12 protein-coding genes are annotated in these 16970 nt (G+C 63.6%); 7 read left to right on the top strand and 5 right to left on the bottom strand.

All coding sequences use genetic code 11. From position 1 onward, the window contains the following. Window positions 1-52 precede the first annotated feature (52 nt). The gene (locus tag A39O_RS0107465; RefSeq protein ID WP_245561816.1) at window positions 53-2593 is read right to left on the bottom strand and encodes a penicillin-binding protein 1A; all 2541 of its coding nucleotides are present in this window, start codon (window positions 2591-2593) and stop codon (window positions 53-55) included. Between the two features lie 379 nt (window positions 2594-2972). Here A39O_RS0107465 and A39O_RS0107460 point away from each other — a divergent pair, with 379 nt between their 5' ends. Then, complete coding sequence (locus tag A39O_RS0107460; RefSeq protein WP_026199229.1) at window positions 2973-3401, top strand: hypothetical protein; 429 nt, start codon at window positions 2973-2975, stop codon at window positions 3399-3401. A gap of 11 nt (window positions 3402-3412) precedes the next feature. Here A39O_RS0107460 and A39O_RS0107455 read toward each other — a convergent pair whose 3' ends face one another. Beyond that, window positions 3413-4201 (bottom strand): Uma2 family endonuclease, encoded by a 789-nt coding sequence (locus A39O_RS0107455; RefSeq protein ID WP_020504063.1) that lies wholly within the window; start codon window positions 4199-4201, stop codon window positions 3413-3415. A gap of 396 nt (window positions 4202-4597) precedes the next feature. Here A39O_RS0107455 and A39O_RS0107450 point away from each other — a divergent pair, with 396 nt between their 5' ends. The 4 genes from A39O_RS0107450 to aprA all read left to right on the top strand — a co-directional run bounded on the left by A39O_RS0107450 (window position 4598) and on the right by aprA (window position 9249). Next, window positions 4598-5161, top strand: coding sequence for a DUF805 domain-containing protein (locus tag A39O_RS0107450; RefSeq protein WP_020504062.1), 564 nt, complete (start codon window positions 4598-4600; stop codon window positions 5159-5161). Window positions 5162-5276: 115 nt separating this feature from the next. Next, window positions 5277-6287 (top strand): Uma2 family endonuclease, encoded by a 1011-nt coding sequence (locus A39O_RS0107445; RefSeq protein WP_020504061.1) that lies wholly within the window; start codon window positions 5277-5279, stop codon window positions 6285-6287. Window positions 6288-6695: 408 nt separating this feature from the next. Beyond that, a complete protein-coding gene (aprB, locus tag A39O_RS0107440) occupies window positions 6696-7166 on the top strand; it encodes an adenylyl-sulfate reductase subunit beta (protein WP_020504060.1) in 471 nt (156 codons plus the stop codon). Between the two features lie 97 nt (window positions 7167-7263). Then, window positions 7264-9249, top strand: coding sequence for an adenylyl-sulfate reductase subunit alpha (aprA, locus tag A39O_RS0107435; protein ID WP_020504059.1), 1986 nt, complete (start codon window positions 7264-7266; stop codon window positions 9247-9249). A 111-nt stretch (window positions 9250-9360) separates the two neighbouring features. On the opposite strand, the gene A39O_RS0107430 is transcribed toward aprA, so the two are convergent. Beyond that, window positions 9361-10587 (bottom strand): DUF1501 domain-containing protein, encoded by a 1227-nt coding sequence (locus A39O_RS0107430; protein WP_211211552.1) that lies wholly within the window; start codon window positions 10585-10587, stop codon window positions 9361-9363. 3 nt (window positions 10588-10590) lie between these two features. Beyond that, complete coding sequence (locus tag A39O_RS32475) at window positions 10591-11934, bottom strand: DUF1800 domain-containing protein (RefSeq protein WP_281170053.1); 1344 nt, start codon at window positions 11932-11934, stop codon at window positions 10591-10593. Window positions 11935-12237: 303 nt separating this feature from the next. On the opposite strand from A39O_RS32475, the gene A39O_RS0107420 reads away from it, so the two are divergent. Then, entirely contained in the window at window positions 12238-12459 is a 222-nt protein-coding gene (locus tag A39O_RS0107420) for a hypothetical protein (RefSeq protein ID WP_020504056.1), read from the top strand. 100 nt (window positions 12460-12559) lie between these two features. Further along, complete coding sequence (locus A39O_RS0107415) at window positions 12560-15874, top strand: tubulin-like doman-containing protein (RefSeq protein ID WP_020504055.1); 3315 nt, start codon at window positions 12560-12562, stop codon at window positions 15872-15874. A 290-nt stretch (window positions 15875-16164) separates the two neighbouring features. On the opposite strand, the gene A39O_RS0107410 is transcribed toward A39O_RS0107415, so the two are convergent. Next, window positions 16165-16731 carry a hypothetical protein gene (locus tag A39O_RS0107410; RefSeq protein WP_040527405.1) on the bottom strand — a complete coding sequence of 189 codons (567 nt, stop codon included), beginning with the start codon at window positions 16729-16731 and terminating at the stop codon, window positions 16165-16167. Window positions 16732-16970 lie beyond the last annotated feature (239 nt).

Here is a 16970-nt window from a genome sequence, read left to right as displayed (position 1 = left end):
GCAGCCTGACATAAAGGTACGGTTCCCGACCAAGTCAAATCAGTCTGATGGACTAGAAGAGATCGTCCACAACCTTGGGCGCCGCGCGTGCGGGCTTGGCGGCCTGGGCCTTGGGCTTGACGGCGGCGGTCTTTTTCTTTGCGCCCGACGCTGCCAGGCCACCGGCGCCCACCGGTTCCGGTCCCATCAGCATCAGCCGGTATTCCTCCATCACCGCCTCGGTCAGGCCCCCGGTGGACTTGGTTTCGGTACCGCGATTGCCATCGACACGCACCCGGACCATCCCGGGCGGCATGTCGAGCTGGGCAACGGCCTTGTCTTGTAACGCATCGTCCATGTAGTCGGTCCACATGCTCAGGGCCGCCCGACCGCCCTCCTCCCCGCGGCCGAGCTTCTCGTTGTTATCGAAGCCCAGCCAGGCGACCGTGACGAAATCGGCTTGGTAGCCGCAGAACCAGGAGTCGCGAACATCATTGGTGGTGCCGGTCTTGCCGACGATATCCTTACGGTTGAGGCGCAGGGCACGGGTGCCGGTCCCCCGCTCGATGACATCCCGCATCATGGACGTCATCTGATAGGCAATGCGCGGATCTATGACCTGTTCGGCCAGATGTTCACCCGAGACGGCCTCGGTCCGCGCGGGCTTGTCCTTCCCGTAGCGGTACCAGCAATCGGAGCAGGACCGCGGCGGCGATGCCTCGTAGATGACATCCCCGTTGGCGTTCTCGATACGCGCGATGAAATAGGGCAGGACGTGATAACCGCCGTTGGCAAAGATGGCATACCCCTCCGCCATCTTCATCGGCGAGGTCTCGATGGTACCCAGGGCCATGGTCGGACCCAGGACTTTCGGATCGACCTCGAAGCCGAAACGACGGATAAAGCGGCTCGCGTCGTCGAGACCGACGCTCTGCAGCAGGTTGATGGAGGCCAGGTTGCGCGACAAGGCCAGTGCCTTGCGCATCCGAATGGGCCCCATCTGACGGCCATCCGAATTCTGCGGGCTCCAATTGCCGACACCCTTGACCGTCGAGTCATTGATCAGGCTCGCCGGGGTCCAGCCCTCGTTGAGGGCCGAGGCATAGATGAAAGGCTTGAAGCTCGACCCCGGCTGCCGACGCATGTCCACCGCGCGATTGAACTGGCTTTCCGTGTAAGCGTAACCGCTCGCCATGGCCTGCACCGCCCCGTCGCGGGGTGCGAGGGTGACCAGCACGCCGGTAACCGCCGGGATGGAACTCAATTCCCATTGGCCTTTTTGATCAAGACGCAACCGGATCAGGTCACCCTTGGCCACCACGTCGGCGACCCGGCGCGGCACCCCGCCGCGCCAACCGGCGTTGCGGAACTGCCGTGCCCAACTCACCTGACTGAGCCCCAGGGTCGTCCAGCGGCCCCCGCCCATGTAGACTTGGGCAGTTCCTGACTCGATGCCGGTCACCAGCCCAGGCTCCAGGCTTGGCACCCGCGCCACCCCCTCCAGGTAGGCGTCCATGTCCGCCTCGGAGGCCCCGGCCAGATCGACTTTCGCCTCGGCACCACGATAGCCATGGCGCCGCTCATACTGGCGCAGGGCCTTGCGCAAGGCCTCCTGGGCCGCGGTTTGCAGACGGGAATCGATGGTCGTGGTCACCCGCAGGCCCTGCTTGGCCGCTGCCTCGCCGTAATAGCTCTGGATCTCCCGGCGCACCATTTCCGCAACATAGCCGGCTTCGAGATCCACCTGTTGGCCATGGAGTTTGGCCAGATCTGGCGTCCGCACGGCCGTGTCGAACCGGGTCTGATCGATGAAGCCCAGTTCCAGCATGCGACCGAGGATGTAGTCGCGCCGCTCGAGCGCGCGCTCCGGATTGGAAATCGGGTTGTTGGACGAGGGTGCCTTCGGGACCCCGGCGAGCATCGCCATCTCGGCAACACTGAGTTCGGAAAGGTCCTTGCCATAGTAGAGCGAGGCGGCCGCCGCGACGCCATAGGCCCGATGGCCGAAGAAGATCTGGTTCAAATAGAGTTCCAGAATCTCTTCTTTACTGAGGGTTTTCTCCACATGCAGGGCGAGCAGCACTTCCGCGAGCTTGCGTCGGAAGGTCTTCTCCGGGGACAGGAAGAAGTTGCGGGTGACCTGCATGGTGATGGTGCTGCCGCCCTGCGCCTTGATGCCGGTGGAGGCGTAGTTGATCAGCGCGCGGCCCATCCCGACCACGTCGATACCGCCGTGCTCGAAGAAGCGGCTGTCCTCGGTCGCCAGGAAGGCGTTGATCAGCAGCGGCGGAAATTTGTCGAAGGCCATGGGTTGCCGCCGCTCCACGCCGAACTCGGCCATCAGGGCACCGTCGGCACTATAGACCCGCAACGGCTCCTGGAGCTGGACCTCGCTCAACCCCTGCTTCACATCCGGCAGCTCCGGCAGGGTCACATTGACGAAGAGGGCCGCCCCGAACAGACCCAAGGTCAGGAATTGCAGCGGCGTTCCCAAAGGCGCCAGATAATGCAGGAACCACCCGCCGACGGATCGCGGGGCGCGAGGCGTGCGACGCCGCGCCGGTGCGGCAGCCGATGGGGCCGCCCGCGACCGGCGCGCCGGTTCCGCGGCCACCGCCCCGTCAGCTCCCGGCCCGATTCTGGGAACTCCGGTCGTCGAGGATCTTTCACCAACAGGGATGTTGTCACCCCTGCGCGGCGCGTCGTTATCGCTCACTCTTGGCACGCTCAACTCCGGCCGCCCGGTTCACGCACGTGGGCGCACCGCCGGGACGAGCCTCACTCGTGTGGTGGTAAAACCGCGATTCTACACGATGATAAGGCCGGGCCCACGATCCGCGCCAGTGGCCCCCGCGCCACATCCCGGCGCTTGCCTGCGGATACGCAATGCGGTGGCACCCCGTCTTCAATAGCCTTGTACAGTCGGTCGGCCGGTCTCCCGACGGCCCCATCATCCAAACCCAGCCCAAACCCCTTCGCGGAGGATATCACTCGTGGATCGCTTTACCCGAAATTATAGCGTCGTCCTTGGCATCATCGTCATTGCCGTTTTTGTCATGTGGATGCGCTCGACCTGGCAACCACGGGTGTGGGAGATCAATCAAGTTCTCGAATCGGATCCGGCCGTGTCCGATTACCCCTACCAGTTCCGCGTCCTCTCCCTGGAAAACGGCGTTGCAACGATATCGACACCACGGTCGGCAGCCTTTCCCGCCATCCAATTCCTGCCGATCGTGTATCCGGAACTGGCGGGCCTGAGTGATGACCATCCGGCCATGGTCAAGGCCCAGCAGTCCCTGGTGGATCACCAGAAACGCGCGATGGAGGTGGTGGAGGCACTGCCTGACGTCAAATCCGTGACCTGGGGGCTCGATGTGCAGTGGCTGGCGGATCATGGGGTCCAGGTGCAGAACACGCGCTGAAGCGATTTCCGTCAAAGCGCCTCAGGGTCGATACCGAGCGCCATCAGGCGCGCGGCCAGTTGATCCGCGCGCGCCCGCGCCTGCGCGGCCTGGGCCTGCTCCTGATCGGCCCGCGTCCGCTCCTGATCGGCCCGACCTCGCTCCCGCTCGGCCTGTGCGCGCTCCTGCTCGGCGCGGGCCCATTGTTGAGCCGCTCGCGCCTGCTCCTGAGCCACCGATTCGGCCAGGGTCGGGACCAGGGCACCATCCGGGGTGAAAAACCGCAGCAGACCCTCATGCACCCCAAGGCGCAAGCCGAGCATGGCGCTGGGTAGCCGGCCTGCCGGGTCCGCCGCGATGGGCTGATACCGCGCATCCACGAGGTGGAAGCCAGCCAGATCGTGGGTGTCGGGTGAAAACCAGAAATACTCCGGAGTACGGAAAACGTCCTGGTAGAGCGACTTCTTGGCCGTCCGGTCCGTGCGGGCGGTCTCATCGGACAGCAGTTCGATGATCAGATCCGGGTACCGCCCCTGCTCCAGCCAAACGGTCCACGAACGCCGCGGCCGACGCGCCACGCCGCGCACCAGAAAAAAATCCGGTCCGCGCAGTTCCCGCGGGGCGAACTGGTCACGCCGGAAATAGACACTGAGGTTCGCGCCGATAAAGAAATCGTCCCGGTCGCGCCAGTACCAATCCAGCGTGCTGACCAGCAAGGCCAGTTGATCATAGTGCAGGGAACTTTCCATCTCGGGTTCATCGCTGTCGGGCTCGCGGCCTTGCGCGAAGGCCAGGTAGAAATCCTCGGCGGTTTGTGACATGGCAAGAGACCTCGCGGGCACTGAATCCTGAAAAGGTAGCGAGTCGGCAATAACTTAAAAAATACAATCGTTGTCGTTGTCGTAATCGGACAAGCAAACTACAGTTGGGCACATAGCCTTCGTACCTGATGACAGACTCTGGAGTAGGGGCGGGTTTAAAACCCGCCCCTACGTCCGGTTATCACGGCCGAGGGCTATCAGCAGCCCGATGTCCAGCGAATGCCTGTCGGGTCCGGATTGACTGTTTGATCCGGATTCACCCCAAGTATATCTTGACTTGCGCCAACGGCGCCGATCCGGCTAAATACCCAGGCGCTGGTGTGTGTTGACCGGCCGCGGACCGCACACTCCCGGCGCGGAGCATTCCACTGAAAACCGCAACACAGGCAACCGACCATGGAACAAAGCAATCCCTACTCCAGTCCCCGCAGTGATCTGAGCCGACCCGTCGCCGGCCTAGTCGACACCACCAACCCGTTCGATCCCAAGGGCCGTTTCACCCGGCTGAGCTGGCTGGCCTGGAACCTGGTGCTCGGGGTCCTGATGATGGGCGCTGTCTTCGGACTGATGGCACTCGGCGTGATCGCCGTGCCGGAACCCGAGGCGAATGAGGCGGTACCCGTGTTCATGGGCATCGGCCTGCTGATCCCGCAGATTCTGTTCCTCGTCGTCTATCTGTTGCTGGCCATCCGCCGTTTCCACGACATCAATGCCGCCGGCTGGTGGTCGATCCTCCTGATCGTCCCGCTGGCCAATCTGGTGGCGGTGCTCGTGCTCGCCTTCAAGCGCGGTGACGCGATGGCCAACCGGTTCGGACCACCACGCCCCACGCCAAGCTGGGAGCGCGTGGTGGGCATTATTTCGATTGTCTTCACGGTGGTAGGGCTAGTGGGCGGAATCATCGCCGCCATCGCCATGCCGGCCTTGATGGAATATCAAAGCGCGGCCATGGGTCACTGATGCCGCCAGGCCGGCCGGCCCGAATCCGCTGGGGGCCGGCGGCACCCACCACGGCGCCGCCGGATTCGTGCTAGCCTTCGTTCTTGCGATCCCAAGATTCGGACGCCTGTCGCCCATGTCATCCATCGCTGCCCCCCAGCCCGCACCCGCGTCGCAGGTCCCGGCCCCGCCGCCCCGGCGCCTGCCCGCGGCGGACCCCACACCGCGCTCCGCGGACGGCCTCCTGGTCTCGGAGGCGATCTACTGGACCACGTATTACCTGGAGTCGGACCACCATTACGAGTGGAATAACGGCCGCCTGGAGGAGAAACCGGTGTCCGATTACGAGACCTTTCTGGTCTATGCCTGGTTCGGCGAACTGGTGCGGCACTTCCTGCGCACCCACCCCTGCGCGCAGTTGGTCGGCCTGGAGATGGGTTTCCGACTGCCGCTGCCGGGCGGCACCGTCATCCGCAAGCCCGATTTCGGCGTGGTGCGCAACGACAATCCCCAGCCGCTGCTGCCCCTGGCATGCTCCTACCACGGGGTCTTCGACCTCTGTATCGAGGCCCTGTCCGACCAGGAGCGTAGCGGCATCGAACGCGATACCGTCATCAAGAAGGCCGAATACGCCGCCGGGGGCGTGCCCGAGTATTACATCCTGCACCAGAACCCCGCTCACCAGGCGTTCTACACCCGCACCCCGGCCGGGTTCTATACGCCCATCGCACCGCAGGCCGGGGTGATCTGTTCGCGGGTGCTGCCGGGGCTGCAATTCCGCCCGACCGACCTGGCGCGCCGACCGGACCTGGAGACGTTGCGCGACGATCCGGTTTATGCCGGCTTCGTCCTGCCCGGCTGGCGCGCGGATCGGGAACGGGCGGAGGCCGAGGCGCAGGCCAAACGCGAGGCAGTGAACCGGGCCAACGCCGAGGCGCGGCGGGCTGATGCCGAGGCGCAGCGGGCCGAGACCGAAGCGCAGGCCAAGCGCGAGGCCGTGGACCGGGCCGAGGCCGAGGCGCAGCGGGCCGAGGCCGAGGCGCAGCGGGCGGTCGAGCAAACCCGGCGGGCCGACGCCGAGGCCCAGGCACGGCAGCGCCTGGAGCACGAGCTGGCGGCCCTGCGTGAACGCCTCGCGCAGGGTTAGGATGCGGTGAGGAACGGACAGCTGCCGATCTGGGTCACTTCAAGGATTCCGGAATCTGCTAATAAAGCGAATTTATGAAAGCAAACCGAAATACTGTTTTGACAGTGACATGGACCTGTCACTACTCTGCCGCACTCGCGTGATCCGGACTCCCTCGGCAGCATCGTCGGAACCCATCGTCGGAATCAGTCGGACGCCAGGGGCAGAACGCGAGTCAGCCCGCCGGACATCGTCGGCGCCGAGCCGTACTCGGCCGGGATGCGCGGCGCGGACTGGGTTGAACACCGCGGGCGTACAGCGGCGCGGCGGTTTTCAGTGGAGCGTCTTCCCGTGCTGCCGGCGCCTCGCCCCGCGCCTTGACCCCGATGGCGGCACATCACCGCAGTGAATGTTTGGAGATTTATCGCGATGCCCACGTTTGTGCGTACCGACAAGTGCGACGGTTGCAAGGGACAGGACAAGACCGCCTGCATGTATATTTGCCCTCACGACCTGATGAAGCTGGACCAGGACGGCTCCGAGACCGGCCACGCCATGAAGGCGTTCAACCAGGAGCCCGAGCAGTGCTGGGAATGCTACTCCTGCGTCAAGATCTGCCCGCAGCAGGCGATCGAGTGCCGTCATTACGCCGACGTCGTGCCCATGGGCGCCTCCGTGCAGCCCTTGCGCGGCACTGATTCCATCATGTGGACCATCAAGTTCCGCAACGGGACCATGAAGCGCTTCAAGTTCCCGATCCGCACCACCCCGGAGGGTTCGATCGACCCCTACGGCAACAAGCCCACCGCCGACATCGCCAACATCGAGAAGGCCGGCTTCTTCACCACCGGCACCGACGGTCTGCACGCGGCAGACGCAACCCAGCTCATCGCCAAGTAGCGCGAGTCCGGCAGCGTGCGGCCCCTACCTGATGCCCGTTTCCGGACCCGCTCAGGTCTCGCCGCGAACCCAGTTGAGAACGCAAAGGTAATTTGATATGGCAGGTGTATTCGGAAATCCCGAAGTCGTCGAAGAAGAGGTCGACATCCTCCTCATCGGCGGTGGTATGGGCGCGTGCGGTGCCGCCTTCGAGGCCGGTCCCTGGCTGGACCAGGCCAAGAAGGCCGGTTTCGACATCAAGATCAAGCTGGTCGACAAGGCCGCCATGGATCGCTCCGGCGCCGTGGCGCAAGGCCTCTCCGCCATCAACACCTATCTGGGTCAGAATGACCCGGCCGACTATGCCCGCATGGTCTCCAACGACCTGATGGGCATCACCCGCGACGACCTGGCCTATGACCTGGGCCGGCATGTCGACGACTCGGTGCATCTGTTCGAGGAGTGGGGTCTGCCGATCTGGAAGCAGCCGGGCGACGAGGGCAAGCCCCTGGTCGAGGGCGGCAAGCCGGTGCGTTCCGGCAAGTGGCAGATCATGATCAACGGCGAGTCCTACAAGTGGATCGTCGCCGAGGCCGCCAAGAAGGCGCTGGGCACCGAGCGCATCCAGGAGCGCGTCTTCATCGTCAAGCTGGTCAACGACAAGAACGACAGCAACCGCATCGCCGGTGCCGTCGGTTTCTCCACTCGCGACCACAAGCTGTTCGTCTACAAGTTCAAGGCCTGCCTGCTGGTGGCCGGCGGCTGCGTGAACATCTTCCGTCCGCGTTCGGTCGGTGAGGGCACGGGCCGCGCCTGGTATCCGGTGTGGAACGCCGGTTCGACCTACGCCATGGCCGCCGAGGCCGGCGCCGAACTGACGATGATGGAAAACCGCTTCGTCCCGGCCCGCTTCAAGGACGGTTACGGCCCGGTCGGCGCCTGGTTCCTGCTGTTCAAGTCCAAGGCCATCAATGCCTACGGCGAGGAGTATCTCTCCAAGCCCGAGGCGCAGGCGCTGCTGGAGCCCTACGGCCCCTACAACCGTGCCTACGTGACGCCCTCCTGTCTGCGTAACCACGTCATGCTCAACGAGATGCTGGAAGGCCGCGGGCCCATCTACATGGACACCGTCAGCGCCCTGGGCAAGCTCGCCGAGACCATGACCCCCAAGGAGATCAAGCATCTGGAGGCCGAGGCCTGGGAAGACTTCCTGGATATGTGCATCGGCCAGGCCGGCGTCTGGGCGGGTGAGAACATCGAGCCGGAGAAGAAGAACTCCGAATTGATGCCCACCGAGCCCTACCTGCTCGGCTCGCATTCGGGCTGCTGCGGCATCTGGGTGTCGGGTCCGACCGACCTGGGCGCGCCGACCAGCGAAGGCCATGCCGAGGCCGACAAGGTGCCGGGTCATCTGCCCTCCGGCTGGAACTGGGGCTACCGCTCCATGACCACCGTCAAGGGGTTGTTCACCGCCGCCGACGGCGTCGGTGCCTCCGGGCACAAGTTCTCCTCCGGCTCCCATGCCGAAGGCCGTCTGGCCATGAAGGCCATGATCAAGTTCGTCATGGACAACAAGGACCACAAGCCGGAGCTCGATACGTCAGTCGACCAACTGATGGAAGAGATCTACCGTCCGGTGCGTAACTTCCTGGAGAACAAGGACTACACCACCGCGATCGATGTGAATCCCAATTACATCACCCCGCGGATGCTGCAGTTCCGTCTGCAGAAGATCATGGACGAGTACGTGGCCGGTGTCGCGACCTACTACCGCACCAATGCCAAGATGATGGAAGTGGCCGAGCACAAGCTCGGCATGCTCAAGGAAGACGCGCTGAAGATGCGTGCCAAGGACCTGCACGAACTGCTGCGCGCCTGGGAGAACTACCATCGTATCCTGGCCGCCGAAGCCCACATGAAGCACATCCAGTTCCGCGAGGAGTCCCGTTATCCGGGCTTCTACTACCGGATGGACTTCAACACGGTGGACGACCAGAACTGGAAGTGCTTCGTCAACTCGGTCTATGACAAGTCCAGCAAGTCCTGGACCGTGTTCAAGCGCAAGCACGTCGACCTGATCGACAAGGCCGTCTCCTACAAGTGATGCGCTGAGCGGTCCCGTTTGGAGACCGCGGAGGAAGGCCCGGGCGCCGTAAGGCGCCCGGGCCTTGGCAATAGCCTTTGCGATCCGGTACAGGCTTTTCCGGCAGTCGCCTTATAGCAGACCGAGATTCCTTGCGCTGGCTGCGGGAAAGACACGCGCCAACGCCTCGCGCCCAAGACCATAGTGTTGAGCCAATAGACCGGCCAAGACGTCCCGGTATTCGTTCAGCACCGGCAGGTCCCGGTCTTGGTGCAGATCGCCGGAGCCGAGACCCCCCTGTTCACCGCGGATGGCCCCGCCTTGGATGCCGCCCCCCAGCACCCAGAGGGTGGTTCCGTGACCGTGGTCGGTGCCGCGGCTGCCGTTCTCGCGGAAGGTGCGGCCGAACTCCGACATCACGACCACCAGGGTCCGTTGCCATTCCGAGCCGAGTTCCTGGGCCAGGGCCTGGAGTCCCTCCGTGAGATCCCGCAGCCGGCTGGAGAGCGCACCGCGCGCTGCTCCCTGTCCGGCGTGAGTGTCCCATCCGCCGACGTCCACGAAGCCCAGCAAGTACTCGGGATGGTCGCACAGCAAGCGTCCCATGCGCGCCGACTCCAGAGCAAAGCTGCCGGCTGGAAGGGCTGCGCGGGAGGCCTCCTGCATTTCCTGCTGCAACTGAAGGGAGACCTCCCGCCTAAGCCCCAGACCGTCTCTGACCAGATCTTCAAGGGCATGTTCGTCGTACATCGCGAGGATCAACTCCTCGAGGCCCGGATTGATCTTGCCCCGACGCGAGCCGCTCAGGGGCCAGTTCGCGACCGGCATGGGCCCATGGAAGCTCGGCGGCAAGGTGGGGGTAAAACTCACGCCCGTTGCGGGCCCACGAGCATCATCCAGTTCAGTCAGCAGGCGATTCAGAAAACCGCTGCCGGAAGCGGGACGCGCCTCCGGGGCCTGGCCAAGCTCGACCCAGTCCTGAGCCTGGAAGTGGCTGCGGGAGACGAAGCCCGTGCCCGTGAAGGGCACGAAGGCCAGTTGTTTGGCGTCCCAGAAAGGCATCAGGGCGTCGCTCACGGACGGGTGCAGCGCCCAGCGGTGATCCAGCGGCACGGCGGCCTCCAGGTTGGCCGGGTCCGGCGGCGCGAGGGCAATGTTCGGACGCGCCTCGTAATAGAAGGGCTCGCCGTAGGGTACCAGGGCACTCAGTGCGTCGTAGCCGCCGCGCAAGAAGACGAAGACGAACCTGGGCCTGGGGCGCACCGCCGGGGCTGCCCAGAGCCGCCAGGCCACGGGCATTATTCCGGCTCCCAGCGCCAGACGCAGAAATTGCCGCCGATCCATCCCGTATGCACGCATGATTCACCAGTACATGAATTCAGGGCTGGAGATCAACAGCGCCAGCCGCCCCGCGTCACCCTTCGCCCTCGTCAGGGCCTGTCTGGACTTCGGGCCGAGTGTGGCCTCCAGCGCGCCCACCGCCGGGCTGGCCCGAATCTGCTCCGGCGGCATCGCGGTTTCTGCCAGGCGGGGCAGCGTGTTGACGATCTGAGGTGCCAGTTCAAACCGCTGCGCCAATTGGCCGGCGCTAAGCCAGTCGCCTCCACGTAGGCTATAGCCATCGGGTGTGCGGCAGCTAAACAAACCCTGCCCAAGAGCAGAGAGCCAGCCGAGCGGCAACTGGGCATTCTTGACAGGCACTCCGCCACTCAGCAAGGCCAGGGCGGAAGTGAGCCAGCGCTGAGGCTCTTTGAATGTCTTGAGGCCGGGGGCGTCCCGGCGGTTCAGGCGCTCCCGAATGGGACCTAGGACAGCGGCGAGATTTCCACTGGTTTCTCGGAAGATCCGGGCGGCCTCCTCTGCAAGGGCAGGAGGAGATCCTTCGCCAACCAGAAAGAGGCAGAGTTTTCCCGCCAGATGGCGCGCGGTTGCCGGATGCCGGGACAGACGATCGGCCAAGGCTTCAAGCTCCCCAAAGCCCTTGCCGGGGATCGTTTGCCCGAGGAGGTCCTTGCGGCCAAAGTCGTGGCGCCTGGGATCGAACAGGAATTCCCCGCGTTGAACCAGGTGGGGCACCTGCTTGGGCGCCCACTGTACGGGCTCCAAGGGCCGCAGGCCAGCGCCGGTGAGGATACGCGCTGTCTCGCGGACGTCCGCCTGGTTGTAGCCGCCGTTCACCCCCAGGGTATGGAGTTCCAGGAGTTCCCGGGCGTAGTTCTCGTTCATCTTACCGGAGCCGTTGCGGGTGTTGTCCAGGTACACCAGCATGGCGGGATGCGTCATGGTGCCGAGCAGCAGATCACGAAACCGCCCCTCTGCGTTGGGCCGCAATACTTCGTCGATGTAGCTGGGGAGGGCGGCGCCGACCAGGTCATTCTGCCAGAGCACGTTGAAGTGATTAAACCAGAACCAGACCAAGGCCTCGACTCCATCGGCTGGCTGACTGACCAGGCGGCGAAAAAAGCCGCCCGAATACTCCATGACGAGCAGGCGGCGTGCCTCACGCAACTCGCTTTCCGCGAGCCGACGCTGGTCGGCATCTTGGATGGCGGTGATTTCAGCGCTCCTTTGGCGATATTCGGACATCGCCTGAGCAGCGGGCGTAGCCGTGAGCCTCATCATTTGCGTATTCCGCCCGATGACGCTGGCTTTGTCATCGGCATTGGCAGGGAACCCAGTCCGGGAGGGCTTTCCCTTGTTGGTTATTGGATCTTGGTACCATCAGCCTTATTCAAGGGTTAGTGCTGGCTGAAGTTGTTGTCCCGCTATTGCTTAGCGAACTCGCGGCCGAGCTCCTCGACTTCATAGAAAACGGCGACTTTCATAGCGGAAGCTGGGGGCCAGTGTCCAATCGGACAAGGGATCCGCTCGGGCTAGTCGAGTCGGGTCGCTGGAAGGTGTTGCCACGGACCCGCTCCTTGGCAACCGGACGTGAAGGTTTTCCCGCGTCCGGTTCAAGATCGAGGCGCTTTGCGACGCTCAAGGGAGGGATTCGGCTACGGCGTCCACTTGATCGCCGACACCGAGCATGAGCCGGGTTTGGCTGTCCGCCGGGAGGCGGTGTTGAGAAGCATTCCTATTGTGATGCTGCCGCGACCCGAATTTTTTCGCGCGCTCGCGAGAAAGTCCCGCGCGTCAGGACCGCCTGAAGCCGTTCTGGCCCTGCTGCGCCTGCGAAAAGCGCCACAGTACAACTGTTTCGAGATTGATAATCAGGAAAAACTCTGCTAATCCTGTCCTATTTTCAGCCGCCGGGCAGGGTTCGCGAGACCGCTTCCAGGTGCGGCGGCTGCTTGGTCCAGGGCATCGTGACGCTGGCATAGGAGCAATCATGGCAGACAATGACTATCGCGCGGATCAGGGTACCATCACTCCGACGTTTTTCCTCGGGGTCGGTGGGGTCGGCTCACGGATCATCGACCGCATCGCGGCGCGGGCCGCCGGCCTGCCGAACTGGGAGAGTCAACTGCGGCCGTTGACGGCCTTCATCTCCATCGACACCAATGACCTGGATCAGGATGCATTGAAGCAGGTGCCGAAGGGGAACCGCATCAATATCGCGGCCTTCGATAAACAGAAGGTCGTCGCGCATCTGCGCCGCTCCAATGACCCGCAGACCGAGCAATGGCTGCCGTCGACCTATACCCCGCGGGAGGGTGTCAAGCCGGGCGCCGGGCAGATTCGCATCGAGTCGCGGCTGGGCTTTTTTTTCCATTCCCCGACGATCCGGCAGCGGCTGACCGATCTGGTGAATCAGGCGCTGGCCCCGGGCGTGACCTGGCGCAAACAGGGCAAGTTCAATATCTATCTGTTTTGCACCCTGGCCGGCGGCACCGGCTCCGGCAGCTTTCTGTCGTTGGCTTATCTGATCGACGAGATTATCGACCGGACCGGTTGGCAGCCGCGCGTGATCGCGAATCTGCTGTTGTCGACCCTCCTGACGGACAAGGTCGGCCCGGAACTGCACGCCAATATCCACGCCAACACCTATGCGGCGCTCAAGGAATTGGAGAACCTCACCAAGCTCGATTACAGCCAGGTCCGGCAGGCCGGGCGGACCAGCGAGCCCTTTCAGTATTATCGCAATGAGAACGCGCGTGAAACGCTCAGCGTCAGCGCCCGGCCGTTCTTCGTCTCCTTTGTCATGGACCGCCCGCCGCATGTCGGCACCCGCGATCCGGAAAAGGTCATCGCCGATACCGCATTCATGCAGGTCTTCACCCCGGTCATCAATGAATTGGCCGGCGAATACGATAATTATGAGCAGCACCTGGAAGCGCTGACCCGCTTTCCCGGCGACTTGCGTGATGTGGGCGAGGGCTTCACCAAGAATTACGGCACCTGCGGTGCGGTCGCTATGGTCCTGCCGGGTCAGGATCTGCTGGAATACTGCGCACTGCGCTTCGCCGCTGCGGCGCTGCGCGCCCAGATCACCTTCGGCGTCGGCGAGAGCGATCCCGCGGACGAGCGCGCCCGCGCGCTGGCCAAGCTCGCGGTGGACTACAACAGCCCGCGCTTTGCGCAGCTGTCGGACGAGGGCCGCGAGGAGCTGATCAATGCCGCCTTTGTCGCCTCCGTGCGCGAACTGGCGCGTCAGGATGCCAATGAAGAGCTGTTCGACGGCTATTGGTACCGGCTGGTGGAGTCGGTGGATACGGGTGCCCTGACCGGCACCAGCGACAAAGGCGAACCTGTCCATGCCGACACGCTGATTCAACAAGTGGCGCGGCAACTCGCGCAGCAGCGCGAGGTCCTGATCAACCGGATCACGATCAAGGACCGCACCATGTTCTTCCAGAAAGAGCAGGCCAATGCCTATATCGACATGGTCTCCAAGCTGGAGGAGGAGGTCCGCCAGGGTCACCAACTGGTGGATAGCGATGCGCCGGGGCTGGTGATGGCGGCCCGCGAGGGCGAGGCCATCACCGGCCTCAAACTCGATCCGATTCAGGAGCGTTATCTCGTGGTGCGCGTGCTGGAGGTCTGCGCCAAGACCTGGCTGATCGAGGCGCGGCAGGACGAACAAGCGACCGAGGCGAAGGATATCGTCAAGTCGCCGAAGAAACGCTCCGAGCTGCGTGACCTGACCTATGAGAATCTGCGCAAGGCCGCCGCCAGCCGGCGGCTGTTCAATCGCGATCAGGACTTCCTACAGGCCAGGGAGGAGGCGCAGGCCGTCTATACCCAGGCCAAGGGCGCGGCCTTGCGTTATCTGGATGCGCGGGTCCGGCTGATGCAGTTGCGCGGTCTGATGGACTTCCTGCAAGACCGCTCACGCCAATATGTCCGCCTGGCCACCCGGATGGACGGCCTGGTCAAGGAACTGGAGAAGGATGCCGCGCGCCTGATGGCCGGTGAGACGGCCGTGGTCCCGCCCTACAGCATGCGGGTCGAGGTCTTCGAGTCCCTGGACGAGCCGCGCCACCGCATCTGGGATCGGGTCTACCGCCGGCTGTTCATCGATGACGGCCGCTTTGTCGGTACCTTCGATCGTCAGGCCCTGGCCCAGGCCATTGCCCAGGAACTCAAACCCGTGGTCCAGGAAGGCGGGCGGGTCGTCACCAAGGGTGTGGATCAGACCGTGGCCGATCTGCGCCGGGCCATGACGCAACTCGGCCGCGAACGGTTGCGCGGGCGGATCTTCGGTCAGGCCAAGGGTGCAGACGGGCAGCCGGGACTCGATGTCATCTCCGGGTTGGATCTGGAGGCGCGCTTGACCTTGGAGTCGGCCCAGGCGCCGGGCGAGCCGGTGACGGACGACGCCATTGCCGCCTACCGCAAGCGCAAGCTGCTCGCCCTGGGGCAACTGGCCGGTGTCATGGCGCGGGTCAGCACGGCTGAATCCGCGGCGCTGGACGATGGCGTCGTCACCAACCGCACCCGGCTGGTCGTGCTCGGTGTCGATACCGATGCCGGCGGGCGCGGGGCCCAGGCGTTCAAAGAAAGCCTGATCGACGTGCTGAGCCACGGCGGCCGACAGGTCAAGACCACCCAGTGGCATGACCCGCGCATCATCATCGTGCATGACGTGGTCATGCCTATTCCGCTCTATTACTTCGAGGCGGTGATCGATGAGATCGAGCCCTCGTATCTCAAGCTGGCGGCCGATGAGCGCCGCGGTTTCCGCTTGCACACCGACCGCCATTGGGAAGACGCCCTGCCGAATCTCAACCCGCGCCAGGCCGAGGTGTCCACCGGCTGGGCGCTGAAGACCTTCGCCACCGGGCTGATCACGCGAGTGATCGGGGTCGACACGCTGGGCGACCCCGGTGACGCGCTGGACCTGTTCGTCTGGCGCCGCGCCGGGGGCAAGCCATTCGAACTGGGAGCCGAATTCGCCCCGGCCCTGGCCAAGATCGGCATCATTCATGACGACGAGCATCTGAGCGCCTCGTTTACCGAGCAGATCAAACAGCATTGGGGGACAATGGCGGCCGACGAGCGTGAAGCACGTCGTCTGGAACTCATCGGTCAGCTCACCGATGATCTGGACCACATCAGCCTGAAGCGCGTCGAGGGCCGGGATGTTTCGGCCTACGATTACCTCAATGCGCCGATCATGCGCGCGCTGCTGCGTGAACTCAAAGCGATTGCCGCTGAGCAGGAAGCTGCGGAGCCCACTCGGAGGGAGAAAAAGCGCTATTGATCGGAAGCCGATTGGAGCGCTTGGGAAAGCGTTGGAAATTGGTGAAAAAGCGAAGACAATCGTTGTCGTTGTCGTTGTCGTTGTCGTTGTCGTTGTCGTTGTCGTTGTCGTTGTGGAAGAAACGATTCGGCCTCGATCTTCGCTCAGCCCGTAGAGCACCGGAGGCCGAGGCTTTAGCCGGTCGATATCGCATTCGCGAGGCCTTCCTCTGGCTAAAGCCTCGACCTCCAGTGCGCGGCGCCCCGGCACTGGCAAGGACGATGGTCAAGGCCATGCCGGGACTGCTGCTGTTACAGCCGCCGGCACTGATCCTCCTTATTCCCTGAGACTTGATTGAAGCCACCGGTCGGTGCCGGCACATTGCTCTTGCACTGCAGATTACCGTCGATGGTGTTGTAGCGGATGGTCAAGCCCCCGGTGTTGCTGAAGGCTTGCACATCAGCATCCACTACATTGTACTGTACGACGAGCGGCACGCGGTTGCCATTCAACTGAATATTGCCGCCGACCGTGCTGCGCGCGATATTGCTGCTATTGCCGAGCAAGTCATCGAGTTGGATGTCGCCTCCAACCTCGGTGCGGACCACGCGCACAAACTTGGCGCCTTCCGCTTGAATGTTGCCGTCGATCGATGCGTCGCGTACGGTGAGCGACCCTCCGGAATAGACCAAGACATTACCCTTCACCCTGGTCTTATCCAACACGCACGCGCGGCCATTCACCACCACGTTCCCATCGATCGTCACCGCCCCGAGATTCGGTGGGCAGGGATAGTCATCCGCCGCGGCGCCATGAGCAGTGACGGCTAAACCCAATGCCAGTAGAGCCGCGAGCGGGATTGCTCTGGAATTTGTCATTACAAGAACCTCATGTCTATTACAAGTCTGTTGAAAATCGATCCGGAAGACGACTCAGCGTTTCGATGCACTCTCCCTTCTCAATAGAATTGGTACGTGACCGGTACTCTTCAAGAAAATCCGCTCGGTAATCATCAGTAGCAAATAAGGGGGAATAAGAAATCCAGGTCTTGGGGCCGGGATGCAGCGCGTCCCGCAAGGCGTCGCCGTCATCGCACCGGCCTGCACCACGGCCTTGA

The sequence above is a fragment of the Lamprocystis purpurea DSM 4197 genome, from assembly GCF_000379525.1.
In the GTDB taxonomy this organism is placed as follows: Bacteria; Pseudomonadota; Gammaproteobacteria; order Chromatiales; family Chromatiaceae; genus Thiodictyon; species Thiodictyon purpureum.
The sequence above is the reverse complement of the archived record's forward strand: the minus strand, read 5'-3'. Positions and strand labels throughout refer to the sequence as shown.

Coding starts and splice junctions, on each gene's coding strand:
- A39O_RS0107455 (WP_020504063.1), bottom strand. CDS start 4,201: ATGTCACAAACCGCCGAGGATTTCTACCTGGCCTTCGCGCAAGGCCGC.
- A39O_RS0107450 (WP_020504062.1), top strand. CDS start 4,598: ATGGAACAAAGCAATCCCTACTCCAGTCCCCGCAGTGATCTGAGCCGA.
- A39O_RS0107445 (WP_020504061.1), top strand. CDS start 5,277: ATGTCATCCATCGCTGCCCCCCAGCCCGCACCCGCGTCGCAGGTCCCG.
- aprB (WP_020504060.1), top strand. CDS start 6,696: ATGCCCACGTTTGTGCGTACCGACAAGTGCGACGGTTGCAAGGGACAG.
- aprA (WP_020504059.1), top strand. CDS start 7,264: ATGGCAGGTGTATTCGGAAATCCCGAAGTCGTCGAAGAAGAGGTCGAC.
- A39O_RS0107430 (WP_211211552.1), bottom strand. CDS start 10,587: ATGCGTGCATACGGGATGGATCGGCGGCAATTTCTGCGTCTGGCGCTG.
- A39O_RS0107415 (WP_020504055.1), top strand. CDS start 12,560: ATGGCAGACAATGACTATCGCGCGGATCAGGGTACCATCACTCCGACG.
- A39O_RS0107410 (WP_040527405.1), bottom strand. CDS start 16,731: ATGACAAATTCCAGAGCAATCCCGCTCGCGGCTCTACTGGCATTGGGT.